General features: G+C 35.4%; 10 protein-coding genes. 6 read left to right on the top strand and 4 right to left on the bottom strand.

Going from position 1 to position 13,297, the window contains the following annotated elements; all coding sequences use genetic code 11:
* Nucleotides 1–219 precede the first annotated feature (219 nt).
* From CVT13_RS07710 to mraY, 4 genes are all read right to left on the bottom strand, one after another.
* The gene (locus CVT13_RS07710; RefSeq protein ID WP_107812152.1) at nt 220–1,002 is read right to left on the bottom strand and encodes a hypothetical protein; all 783 of its coding nucleotides are present in this window, start codon (nt 1,000–1,002) and stop codon (nt 220–222) included.
* Between the two features lie 9 nt (nt 1,003–1,011).
* The gene (locus CVT13_RS07715) at nt 1,012–4,563 is read right to left on the bottom strand and encodes a glycoside hydrolase family 19 protein (RefSeq protein WP_107812153.1); all 3,552 of its coding nucleotides are present in this window, start codon (nt 4,561–4,563) and stop codon (nt 1,012–1,014) included.
* Between the two features lie 144 nt (nt 4,564–4,707).
* Nucleotides 4,708–5,925: a UDP-N-acetylmuramoyl-L-alanine--D-glutamate ligase gene (gene murD / locus CVT13_RS07720; protein WP_107812154.1), complete on the bottom strand. Its 1,218-nt coding sequence runs from the start codon at nt 5,923–5,925 to the stop codon at nt 4,708–4,710.
* Between the two features lie 8 nt (nt 5,926–5,933).
* On the bottom strand, nt 5,934–6,998 hold the full coding sequence (mraY, locus tag CVT13_RS07725) for a phospho-N-acetylmuramoyl-pentapeptide-transferase (protein ID WP_021091573.1): 1,065 nt from the start codon (nt 6,996–6,998) through the stop codon (nt 5,934–5,936).
* A 79-nt stretch (nt 6,999–7,077) separates the two neighbouring features.
* On the opposite strand from mraY, the gene gpmI reads away from it, so the two are divergent.
* From gpmI to argS, 6 genes are read left to right on the top strand one after another with little or no spacing between them, the layout of a single operon-like run.
* Nucleotides 7,078–8,541 carry a 2,3-bisphosphoglycerate-independent phosphoglycerate mutase gene (gene gpmI, locus CVT13_RS07730; protein ID WP_107812155.1) on the top strand — a complete coding sequence of 488 codons (1,464 nt, stop codon included), beginning with the start codon at nt 7,078–7,080 and terminating at the stop codon, nt 8,539–8,541.
* A gap of 4 nt (nt 8,542–8,545) precedes the next feature.
* A complete protein-coding gene (gene fliR / locus CVT13_RS07735) occupies nt 8,546–9,307 on the top strand; it encodes a flagellar biosynthetic protein FliR (protein ID WP_107812156.1) in 762 nt (253 codons plus the stop codon).
* Between the two features lie 57 nt (nt 9,308–9,364).
* Nucleotides 9,365–10,807 (top strand): Highly acidic protein, encoded by a 1,443-nt coding sequence (locus tag CVT13_RS07740; protein ID WP_107812157.1) that lies wholly within the window; start codon nt 9,365–9,367, stop codon nt 10,805–10,807.
* Nucleotides 10,808–11,419, top strand: a complete 612-nt coding sequence (gene gmk / locus CVT13_RS07745; RefSeq protein ID WP_087584055.1) for a guanylate kinase — start codon at nt 10,808–10,810, stop codon at nt 11,417–11,419.
* A gap of 50 nt (nt 11,420–11,469) precedes the next feature.
* On the top strand, nt 11,470–11,691 hold the full coding sequence (tatA, locus tag CVT13_RS07750) for a twin-arginine translocase TatA/TatE family subunit (RefSeq protein ID WP_107812158.1): 222 nt from the start codon (nt 11,470–11,472) through the stop codon (nt 11,689–11,691).
* 9 nt (nt 11,692–11,700) lie between these two features.
* Entirely contained in the window at nt 11,701–13,284 is a 1,584-nt protein-coding gene (gene argS, locus CVT13_RS07755) for an arginine--tRNA ligase (RefSeq protein WP_107812159.1), read from the top strand.
* Nucleotides 13,285–13,297: the final 13 nt, after the last annotated feature.

Below are 13,297 nucleotides of genomic sequence, written 5' to 3' on the forward strand. Positions count from 1 at the left end.
TTTGGTTGCGTGTGATGTTTATAAGATACATCCTTTATCTACTCTAGTTAAACTCTTTGATTTATTAAAAGAGCTAATAAATTTATACATATTTTTTTGCTTAGCTTCTCATCTTCATATATATTTACATCCTACGCTTGATCTATATTTTTATTTATCAAGACATCATCATGTCTTAGATTGGTTTTAAATATCTTTTCTTTACAAGAAGTAGACACACTACTCCTCTTTTTTATTCTTAGGCAAAATCAAATGACCATTTTTATCTATTAGGGAGTATTGAATAAGTATGATATAGAGCAGGTCATCTATCTGTGGATAATCGGCATCATAGTGGTAAATTTTGTATTTTTGTAAAAATTTGTTATTTTTTTCAGTTCTTTTTACGTCTCTTGATGCACTACCATTTTCTATCGGTACATATTTTAAGGTATCTTCAAAAACCTCTTTAAATTTCTCGTAATCTTCGTCGTAAATTCTCTCAAATAGCTTTTTATCGTTTTCATAAAGCATTAAAGCTAGCTTAGCAGTATACTCTCTATAGAAATTCTTTACGCAATAGATACTTTCAGATACAAAAAATGCTGACTTTGCGATAAAGCTATAGTCATACTCTTTTTTTGAGTATCTAATGCACTCTTTTTTACTATCTTTTATCCTTTCTCTAGCTATCTTTTGAGCTTTATCTTTTAACTTAGGATTTTCTTGTATGATGAGATTATAAAGATCGCTAAAATAGTTATCTCTAAAAGAATTATAGTCTGACTGGCATATAAAGTCTTCTAGAGAGTATTTTTTAAATTTATATTTGCCTTTGGTGTCATAGCAGGCAAAGCTTGGTTTGCTCTTTGTGCCGTAATCCCTCCAAGGGCTTGAATCATAATCATTTAGTTGGTAAAAATCATTACTAAATTTATTGATAGCATTTTCAGGGCTTAAAGGTTCAAAAGCGCTTAAATTTAAACTAGCAATTAGGGCTAGCAATATAATTTTAAATTTCATCCTACATCCTTACTGAAACATCTTAAATATATTTGCATCTCTGATACGTTTATACGCCTCTTTCCTATGCTCTAGCCCAAGTTTTTGTGGATTTATAACAGTAGTTATGCGCTCTACTATATCACTATTGTCCGAATCTGCTTTGCTTTCATCGGCTATTTCATAAAGACGATATTTTTTAGGTTTTGGTCTTTCTATGGTCCAAAAATAAGCAGCAGATACTAGAGCATATTTTCCATCTAAAATCAATAAATCTGGTGAATTTACAAAATTTACTTCTTCATCCAGCCAATAATTATTATGCGCATATTTGTTGAAATCTTTATAGTTAAATTTTCCAGTAAGTTGCTTAATTCCTCTACCTCTAAAATTAAATCCATCATCGCCACCATCATTGCCCAAATAACCCTTTCCACGATCAGAGTACATAGCATTACCAACAAATTTGGCCCATTTTGAAGGATTTGTCTTATCGTAATATTGCGGATATAGTTTTTTGGCTTCTTCTAATCTGGCTTTGCCTCTATGGCTAATTATATTATTCTCTGTAAATTTTTCTAACTCTTCTTCTAAAGTAAAATCACCTTTTGTTGTCTTTGCCTCTACAAAGCATTGCCCAAAAAAATGTTCTAATCTATTTCTAGTATCAAGCTTATATTTTACATACATTTGAATTCCATCATCATCTCTTCTATTTAGCTCATCCACCATCTCTTGTAAGATATATTCTTGATTTGTTTTTATGTTGGTAAATACCTGCTTTAGCATACTTAGCGTAAAAGGATAGTCTTTAATCTCAATTAAAACATTTATCTCCTCATCCCCATCTTCCCATATACCACTATCTACTCTAGTTAAACTCTTTGATTCATTAAAAGAGTTAATAAATTTATCCATATTCTCTTTATTTAATAAATTTATACCAAGCTTATCATCTTTATCTGCATTAGACTGATTATTAGAGCTCTCTTTTTTTGCATAAATTTGATAGCTCTTATTTGTCTTCTCATCACTTTTTAGCTCTTTGCTTAGCTTATCATCTTCATATATATTTATCTCATTTGAAGAGATATTTTTATTTATATATAAGTAATTATCATTTTTTATTAAAGCATCGTCTTTATCATCACTAAGCTTTAATTTAGCATCAAATGCCTTCTCTTTTATAGCATGCTCAAACTCATATATAACTAGCTTATCATCTTTAAGTTTAATATATAAAGGTATCTTTATATCTATTCTCATATGATTTTTGCCATATCTTGTATAAAACTTAAATTTATCCTTATCATCTTCAAGATATGCAAAAAATACTATAGTATGACCACCTTGCTTTAGCTTATCTAGATCATCTTTTTGTATAACATCTGAAATTTTAAATGTTATCTCTTTACCTTTTTGATCTTTTAAGGCTACTACATCTTTTGGATTTGATTTGGATAGCTCATCATACTCTTTACTTTTTATTACCTTATATCCCCAAAGTATCTCTTTATATCTCTTACTACCTTTTTCTTGTTTATATATAGCCTTTAAACATATTGGCTCATTTGTCTTAAATGGATACTCACTATCAGAGATTACATTTGTTATATGATCTGTTATATCTCTTAACGAGACCTTATTGCTATAGCAAAAGTTAGAGCTACTCTTGTCCTGATATCCTAAAGATATTACAGCTGTATCAGTGTGAGCATGAATATCTTTAGTGCTATAAACTTTACTTAGATCACTTGAATAAAGTATAAATTTAGTATCTCCTTTATTCTCTTTATCTATTGGGATATTAAATGTAGCTGTATATGAGTTTTTGATATCTGAGTCTTCATTTTTTACTAAAGATATACTCTCGTATATACTTTTATCAAAGCAGTGATGAAGATATATCTTATCTATATCTTCACTTGCCTTACCATCTTCGTTTTCAATGATGAGATTATTTATTGTAAGAGTAAGACCTGAACTTGATGCTGATGTAGGCACTACATTGTTGCCATGAGCTAGACGAAGCTTTATATCAAACATAGCTGAGTCTTTATCATCTCTTAGGGTAAAGTTATTCTCTTTGGCGAAATTTAATAAAGAGAAATTTAGGTGTTTGTTTTTAGACGTTTGGTCTTCAAAGTACTTCATACTTATAACGCCATCTTCTAGCTTATACTCTATATCATCACTATTTTGCTTTATGCTAGTAAAGGTAGCACCATTTATCTTATCCTCTTCATTTTTGTTTTCTTGATAGAGTATTACTGTATCTTTGCTCTTTGTATTTTTAAATTTTATCTCTTCATTTTTACTATCTTCATAAGAGTCAAATTTAAAGTCAGTAAGTATTAGCTCACATAAATTCACCTTGCCATAGTTTGGCCTACTAGAATTTAGCTCTTTTGGGTTTAGCTCACTGCAATCAAATGGAGTCTGACTAGCTAGCACGACAGTAAATTCACTCTTTTTAGGTTGAAAGACTCTAATAGGAGTTGTCATCTTCCTTGGACATAGCAAGAGTATATTTTCTTGTTTGTAAAATTCCTCCTCTTTTTGTCTTAAGAGCTTATTTATTCTTGAAGTGTTTGAGGCATTTGAGCTGACTAAATTTACGCAGTATATATTTTCAAGGTTAAAAGTCTTTGTACTTTGAGTGCTTAATAAAGAATTTATCTTTGTAACAAATGGCTGAAATAAAGCCTCGCACTTTGATACATCTGATGTGTTTAAATTCGATCCATTTTCTTGAAGCTTCATAAATTCTAAATGAGTGACGTTTTGGATGATCTCTTTATTGTTTTGATTTTTTGATTTATATTTTGCTTTGGATATATTTAAATGGCTAAAAATATCTATACACTCGGCAAAATTAATATTTTGTTCATCACTCTCATAAAGCCCAAACTGATTTGAAATTTTTTCTCGTAAAAGAGATATTTTATTGCTTACTTCATCACTAAAGCTCTCATATGCTAGCCAAAACCAGGCCTTAAAACGATTTTTGCTTTTGATGTAGCTTGCTAGGGATGGATCAATATTACTTTTCTTGCTGATATAAAGAAGTGCTAAAAGCGCGACATGCTCTCTTGAAATTTGGCTGTTTTGTGTATCTGAAGTGAGCGAAACGGCTTGTAAATTTTTAAGCGGAGAGTTGTTTAATTTTTGATTTATCTCTTGGATTAGTGGCGTAAGCTTTTGCTCCAAGATAGCATTTAACTGATCTTCTGAGCTAAATTCAAACTCAGGTAAAGTATCGGCACCTCCAGACTTTGCATAAGCCTCTTTTGCGGCATCATTTATCTTTTTAAAAAGTTCATCTGTATCTATCTTTTCTATGGTAGTCTTACTTGTGGTGTTAGCAATAGTTTGCTTGATATCTTTTATGACTTTGTCTTTGTTGTTTTTATAAATTTGAGCACAAATAAGTTCTATATCATCTTTTAGGCTAAAGCCATATCCAATAAGTAGTTTGTTGTTAGATATAAATGGTCTGCTTATGTCATTGTCATATGAAAATTTTATGATATCTATTAAATTTCTTTTAAAATTTACATCATTTCTGGGCGTTAGAGGCATTAAACTTCCTTGGAAATTTTTGCTAAATATTAGCACAAACTTAAAAAGTATTCAACAATAAAACTTTATAGTAAAAATTTATATCAAAAACATAAATTTGCATGTTTTTATTTTTGACAAGGCTATTTAAAAGAGCTTGTAAATTTAAAGCGCCTTTATAAACTCTTTAAATTTATCGCCTCGCTCGGCATAGCTCTTAAACTGATCAAGGCTCGCAGCTGCCGGGCTTAGAAGTGCTATCTCGCTAGTCTTTAGCTCTTTATTTATCTCATTGACGGCATTTTGCAAAAAGTCGCATTTCAAAGCTGGTATGCCAAATTTAGTCGCTAATTTCATAAGTTTGTCACTATTTGAGCCGATGGCGTAAATTTTTACTCTTAAACTCTTTAAGCCTTCAAAAAGTGGCGTCATATCAACACCCTTATCATCGCCACCAAGTATTAGATGTATGAAATGATCTTTGTAGCGCTTTACGGCCTGTATGCTCGCGTCTATGTTAGTCGCTTTTGTGTCATTGACCCATATTCTGCCATTTTTATCGCTAAATTCTTCAAGCTTGTTTGCCTCGATGACGAAGGTATTTAAAAGCGCGACATCGCAGCGGTCAAATAAAATTTTCTCTACCGCAAGTGCTAGCAGTGCATCAAGCAAAAATGGCGTTTTGAAATTTATATCATCTACGTTTACGCCGCAAAATTTAGCCAGATCGCTCTCGTCTTTATAAGCGATCACTTTTGCCTTTGTTGGCGTATTGGCGTAAATTTCAGGCACGATCACCACGCTACTTTCACTCATGCTAGCAAGCGGCTTTAGCTTAGCCTTTTCGTATTCGCTCATATCGCCATGCCAGCTTAGATGATCTGGAGTGATCGGTAAAAGCACGTAGATGCCCGGTGTGGCGTGATTTGTGTAGTGAAGTGTAAATGAGCTAGTCTCAAGTATCCAAATTTTAGCGTTTGAGTCTAAATTTGCTAGTGCGATGCCGACGTTACCGCCCATTACCGAGCCCTTGCTCTCTAGTAGGTGCTGCGTCATCTTTGTGGTTGTAGTCTTGCCGTTTGTGCCGCTTATCCAGATATTAAATGGCAGATTTTCTTTATAAATTTCATAAAAATAGTCATACTCGCTAACTAAATTCTTAGCTTTTTTAATAAGCTCGTGATGAGGCGGGATGCCTGGACTTGGTATCTCTAGGCTGCTTTTTGCTGGATCAAATTCGCTAACTGGCAAAAGAGCATTGCCAAACTCATCTTTTGAAATTTCACTAAATTTATCATCATAGATATCCCAAAGGCCGTCTTTTGTGAAATTCTTCGCGATAGCCTTTATCGTGCCACCGTAGCCAAATAGCGATTTTCTCATGACTTTCCTTATCTGATCTTTAGTGCGGTTAGTGCTATTAGATTTGCTAAAAGTGCGATGATCCAAAAGCGAACGATGATCTTATTTTCCGCCCAGCCTTTTATCTCAAAATGGTGATGTATAGGCGCCATGAGGAAAATTCTGCGTTTAAAAATTTTAAAGCTACCCACTTGCAAGATGACGCTTAGGGTCTCAACCACAAATATAAGGCCGATGATAATGAGTAAAATTTCATTTTTTGTCGCAACGCCCATAAAACCGATATATGCGCCAACGCTTAGGCTACCGCTATCGCCCATAAAGACTTCAGCTGGATGGCAGTTAAACCATAAAAAGCCCATCAATGAGCCAATTAGGGCTGAAGAGACAACAACACTTTCGCCAACGCCTATGATCTTTGGCAAGAGCAAATATGAGCTAAAGACAGCGTGTCCGCAGATATAAGCAAAAACGCCAAGTGTTAGAAGCGAAAATATAGATGGCACAGTAGCTAGCCCGTCAAGCCCGTCTGTTAAATTTACTGAATTTGAGGCAGCAACTATGACCAGTGTCCAAAAGAAAATGGCAAAAATTTTTAAATCTAAAATAGGTTGCTTAAAAAAAGGTAGATAAAACTCGGTGCTAAGCTCGTGACTTGCATATAAAAAAACAGAAATTACAAAGGCTATTAAAAACTGAAAAAAGAGCTTTGCTTTTGGGCTTAGGCCGGCGTGATTTTTTGCTCCTAAAATTTTACTGTAATCGTCCTTGTAGCCAAGCAGCGTAAAGCAAACTAAGCAAAAGAGCGATGTTAAGACAAATGCGTTATCAAGCCTTGCGCAAATTATCGTGGAAAGTACGGCTGTAAAGACAAAGACGAGTCCGCCCATGGTCGGTGTTTTGGCCTTTTTTTGATGAGTTTGCGGAGCAAGCTCGTAGATAGGCTGGGCGGCATTTTTCGCCTTTGCCCAAGTGATAAATTTGGGCATCAAATAAGTTGTGAGTGCAAAAGCGATGAAAAAAGCGATACCAGCACGGACGGTGATGTATTGAAAGATATTAAAATTTAAAATTTCATAGATATAGTAAAACATGAGAGCCTTTATTTTTAAAAAAAGCAATTTTAGTATAATGGCCTTAAAAATTATCTAAAATTAAGGATAAATTTTCAAAATGAGTCAAAAAACTATTTTAATAATAACTGATGGTATTGGATTTAATAAAAGCGGTAAATTTAACGCATTTGAGGCGGCTAAAAAGCCAAATTACGAGAAATTTTTTAAAGAGATTCCAAACTCGCTCATAAAGACATCTGGAAACGCTGTGGGACTACCTGAAGGGCAGATGGGAAATAGCGAAGTAGGGCATATGTGCATAGGAAGTGGGCGAGTTTTGTATCAAAATTTGGTCAAAATTTCACGCGGCTTTAATGACGGCTCTATAGCAGAAAATGAAGCACTAAAAGCTCTTTTTAAAAAGTGCAAAAAGATCCACGTTATAGGGCTTTATAGCGACGGCGGCGTGCACTCACATATGGAGCATTTTGATGGTATGTGCGAGCTTGCTAGTAAAAATGGCTGCGAGGTTTTTGCTCACGCTATAACTGACGGACGCGATGTTAGCCCAAATAGCGGTATAAATTTTATAAAAAGTTTGGAGGCTAAATTTAAGGTAGCGACGGTTTGTGGAAGATTTTACGCGATGGATAGAGATAAACGCTGGGAGCGCGTAAAAGAGGCCTATGATAGCTTGGTGGAGGGAACAAATTTAAGCAGCTTGTCGCCAAGCGAGTATCTACAAAAAAGCTACGATGAGGGCGTGACTGATGAGTTTGTAAAGCCAGCAAGCTTTAATGGCTTTAAAGGCATAGGCGAAGATGACGGCGTGATCGTAATAAATTTTAGAAATGATAGAGCTAGAGAAATTTGCCAGGCTCTAGGCGAGGAGAAATTTAGCGAGTTTGAGCGACCTTTTGCTATCAAAAATCTAATTACTATGACCGAATACGACGCAAATTTTAAATTTGAAGTGCTATTTAAAAATGAAAAGATAAAAAATACCCTAAGCGAGGTCATAGCGGCTGCTGGGCTAAGGCAGCTTCACACGGCTGAGACTGAAAAATATGCCCACGTAACATTTTTCTTTAATGGTGGCATTGAGGAGCTAGCCAGCAACGAAACTAGGGTGCTCATCCCTAGCCCAAAAGTAAAAACATACGACGAAAAGCCAGAGATGAGCGCTGCAGAAGTTTGCAAAGCCGTACTAAAAGGCATGGATGACGAGCAAGACTTCATCGTGGTAAATTTCGCAAATGGCGATATGGTGGGGCATACTGGCAACTATGAGGCTGCTATAAAAGCAGTTGAAGCAGTGGATGCTGCCCTTGGAGAAATTTACGCCAAAGCAAAAGAGAAAAACTACGCTATGATCATCACGAGCGATCACGGAAACTGCGAAGAGATGCGTGATAGCAGCGGTGAGCTACTGACAAACCACACGACTTATGATGTCTTTTGTTTTGTGATGGCTGATGGCGTAAAAAAAGTAAAAAACGGCGGTCTAAATAATATCGCTCCTAGTGTTTTAAAGATCATGGGGCTTGAAATTCCAGCTGAGATGGACGAGGCGTTAATATAAAATAATGGAGCTAGTCGAGTTTTTCGGAGCGGATAAAGTCATAACCTTCATGCTCCTTTTTGCACGTCTTAGTGGGCTTATTGTATTTTTTCCATTCTTTTCTCACAATCAAATCCCGCTTAGCGTAAAAACTTTACTAGTTTTCGCCCTTTGTATCGTGCTTTTCCCGCTCTCACACACCCATGAGCACGCTATAAATTTTTTGATCATGGAAATTTTAAGTGAGGCCATGCTCGGACTTTGCGCTGGACTTTTACTAAATATCGTTTTTGCCATACTTCAAATGGCTGGCGAGCAGATCTCAATGATCATGGGTTTTTCGATGGCTTCAGTGCTTGATCCGCAAACTGGTACAAATTCGCCAGTGATCGCAAATATTTTAAATTTTATTGCGCTTCTTGCATTTTTAATGCTTGATGGGCATCATTTGATATTACAGTTTTATTCCACTTCACTTTCTGCTATACCGCTTGGAGATTTTTATCCAAGAAGTGGTGTGATGAGCTACGCCCTAAAGCTCTTTGGTAATCTTTTTATGTTTGGATTTATTCTAGCTTTTCCTATTATCGCGCTTTCTATACTTTCAGATGCTATTTTTGGCATGCTTATGAAAACTATGCCACAATTTAACCTATTAGTCGTTGGTTATCCTATTAAGGTAAGTATCGGCTTTTCGGTTTTGATAGCTATTTTAGCTGGTATTATAAAAATCATAACTGATATGATGGTGCAGATTTTAAACGATATGCCAGCACTATTTTTTTAAGTAAATAGCAATGAAATTTATCATAAAATACAGCCTCAAGCTCTTCAAGGAGGGATTATGAAAGTTGCACTTGTAAACAAAAACCCAGCAGTTTCTCGTCTTATAACGTTAAGTTTAAATAAGCTAGGCATAGAATATAGTGAATTTGACGATGTTAATAGTGTTGGAGATCAATTTGATTATATTATCATCGATAGTGATATGGATAGCAGCGATGTTAATTTAAATCAAAAGATAATGTATCTAGCACCTAGAGGCGGTGAAAAGCCAGATTTTGCTGATGTTATGCTTGAAAAGCCCTTTTTACCAACAGAATTTATTAGTTTGTTTGAACAAAACAAAGATACTGACAATGATAAAGAACTTGAACTTGGACTAGATGAGTCTGCAAATTTTAATGACTTTGACGAAAGCAATAAAAACTTTGATGATTTAGAAAATTTTGAGCTTCCAGAAATTGATATGGGTCTTGAAAATTTAGCAAAAGAAGATAATGAGGCAGATAAATTTGATAATGAGGCTTTAGATGATGAGTTTTTAAAAGAGGAGCTAAGTGAGCTAGAGACCGAGGATTTAAAGGATAAAGATATCAGTTTTGATGAAACAGATACTGAACTTATAGATGATGATATGATAAATGACATAGCTAGCAAATATATGGCTGATTCAGAAGATATAGATAAATCCTTAGAGCAAAACAATGAGCCGCCTGTGATAAAAGAAGAGCATAGTGATAATTTTGATGAGCTTAGTTCACTTGTAGATGAGATAGATGATATGGGTGAGAGTGACTTGGCGGATGAAGAGGCGAAAAACGAGCTTGATAAAATGGTCGAGCAAAATTCTCAAAATTTAGAAACTACCGAGCTTAATGAAGAATTTGTAGATGATATAAGCCAAAGTAAAAAAGAGCTCAGCGAGATCGAGTCTTTGGATAAAGAGCTAAACGAAGAAGCTAACGAAGATAGCGAAAATTTTGATGAGCTAGAGACTGATTTTGGCAATGATGAAAATTTTGGGCCTGAAAGCAGCGAGGCAAATTTGATAGATGAAGCTAGTCAAAATTTAGAGGAAGATATAGATGAAGAATCTACCCAGGAAGCAGAGGAGATTTCTTTGGATGAAGATATAGACCTTGAAAAAGAGCCAGCCAAAGAAGATCATGAAGAAATTTCTGAAGAAGTCCTTGCGCAAGAAGATCTAGGTATGGTAGATGAAGTATTTGAGGAAGAAAATTTTAAAGAAGAGACGTTAGGTAGCCCAAATTTTGATGTAGCATCTATTGAAGAAATAGATGAAAATACGATGCAAGCAGCATTTGGATTAAATAATGCGCCACAAACTAGCTCATGCGATGAAACAAAAATCGATGCTGACTATAAAGAAGAGCTAACCAAAAAGATCACAAAACACGTCCATGAGTCGTTAAACGAAAGCTCGCTAAGAGATGTGCTAAAAGATATGAACATAAAGATAAATATAAGTTTTGAGGAAAAGTAGTTGCAAGGACAAATTTTAGTAGTTTCTGGGCCTAGTGGAAGTGGGAAAAGTACGCTTTTGGGCCGTCTTTTAAAGGAAGAGAAGGATCTTTATTTTTCTATTTCAAGCACGACAAGGGCAAAAAGAGAAGGTGAAGTCGATGGAGTGGATTACTATTTTATAAAAGAAGATGAATTTAAAAGCGGCATAGAAAAGGGCGAATTTTTAGAATGGGCGCAGGTGCATAAAAACTATTATGGAACGAGTCTAAAGCCTGTTTTAGCAGCACTTGAGGCTGGGAAGATAGTTATATTTGATATCGACGTACAAGGCTTTCACATCGCACTTGAAAAATTTAGAAGCTACATAACTTCAGTTTTTATCACAACTGCAAATAAAAAAGAGCTTAAAAAACGCTTGAAAAACCGCGGAACTGATAGCGACGAAACGATAGAAAATCGCCTAATGAACGCAGTTGGCGAGATGGAACACATCTTAGAATATGATTATTTTTTGGTAAATGATGACATTGAAAAGAGTTATAAAGGCCTAAAATCAATTCTTAGAGCGATGAGGTTAAAAAGCGCGAAAATAGACTTAAGACGCGTTATTGATGAGTGGATAGATTGCTAGAAATTCAGGAATTTATGATAACATTTTGAAAAATTTATTGAGGAGAAAAAATGGGTTCTTTTAGTATTGGTCACTGGCTAGTTGTTTTAGCGATTATTGTTTTACTTTTTGGAGCAAAGAAGATCCCAGAACTTGCAAAAGGACTAGGCAAAGGCATAAAGACTTTTAAGGCTGAGATGGAAGATACAACACCTGAAAAAAGTGAGAAAGTCGAGCACAAAGAAGAGAGTGCTACTAGTCAAAAGATAGAAGAAACAACTAAAAACGCATAGGTTTTAGAGTTGAAAAATAAAATAAAAGCTGAAATTTCAAAGGTTTTAGAGCGTGAATTTGTGCTTGAAAAGCCAAAGGATAAAAATTTAGCCCACTATGCTACGCCACTTTTTAGCCTAGCAAAGGAGCTAAGAAAGTCTCCAGCTATGATAGCTAGCGAGTTTGCCGATAAATTTAGTGATAGCAAAATAGTTGAAGCTAGTGCAGTAAATGGCTACTTAAATTTCAAACTAAAAAGCGAGTTTTTAGATGAAATTTCAAAGCAAATTTTGCTAGACAGCGAAAATTTTGCAAAAGAAGATGCGAAAAAAGATAGCTATTTAATAGAATACATCAGCGCAAATCCAACTGGGCCACTTCACATCGGACACGTTAGAGGTGCAGTTTACGGCGATACCTTGGCAAGACTTGGCAAAAGACTTGGCTACGCTATCTCAACAGAATACTACATAAACGACGCTGGTAATCAAATTGATCTGCTTGGCACTTCGATATCGCTTGCGGCCAAAGAGCAGCTTTTTAACGAAAGTGTTGTATATCCAGAGAAATACTACCGCGGGGATTATATTTTAGATATTGCTAAGCTTGCAAATGAGAAATTTGGCAAGGAAATTTTTTATGACGAAAGCAAAAATCTCGAACTTGCTGAGTTTGGCAAAGATATCGTGCTTGAGATCATCAAAAAAGATTTAGCAGATGTTGGGATATTTATAGAGAGCTGGGCTAGTGAAAAGGCTCTTTATGACGGCCTAGAGCCAACTATAAACAAGCTAAAACGTTCAAATCAAATGTACGAAAAAGAGGGCGCTACTTATATCGCTTCGACTACGCTTGGCGATGATAACGATAGGGTTGTGGTTAGAAATGACGGCAGACCAACATATCTAGCTGGCGACATTATCTATCACAACGCTAAATTTGAGAGAAATTTTGACCACTACATAAACATTTGGGGTGCTGACCATCACGGATATATTGCAAGACTAAAGGCTGCGATAAATTTTCTTGGATACGATGAAAACAAGCTTGAAGTGATACTTATGCAGATGGTTAGCCTGCTAAAAGAGGGCAAGCCATACAAGATGAGCAAGCGCGCTGGTAATGCCGTGCTGATGAGTGATATCGTAAGTGAGATCGGTGCTGAGGCGCTTAGATTTATCTTTATAAGCAAGGCAAACACGAGCAGTTTGGAATTTGACGTGGATGAGCTTAAAAAAGAGGATAGTTCAAACCCTATCTTTTATATAAACTACGCTCACGCTAGGATAAATCAGATCTTTGCAAAGGCTGAAAAAAGCGTTTGTGACGTAATAAATGCAGACTTTGAGTGCCTAGATGAAAATGCTAAAAATTTACTTTTTGAAGCGCTTATATTGCCTGAAATTTTAGAAGATGCTTTTGCTTCAAGGCAGCTTCAAAAAATACCAGACTATCTAAAGTCGCTGGCTGCTAGCTTTCATAAATTTTATAATGAAAACCGCGTGGTTGGAAATGAAAATGAAGATAGCTTGCTAAAAGTCTTTGCAGTCGTTGCTGTCTCAATAAAAACAGCATTTAATATAATGGGAATCACAGCTAAAGATAGGATGTAAAGTTTTGGCAAAT

The sequence above is a fragment of the Campylobacter concisus genome (genome assembly GCF_003049085.1).
Classification (GTDB): Bacteria; Campylobacterota; Campylobacteria; order Campylobacterales; family Campylobacteraceae; genus Campylobacter_A; species Campylobacter_A concisus_H.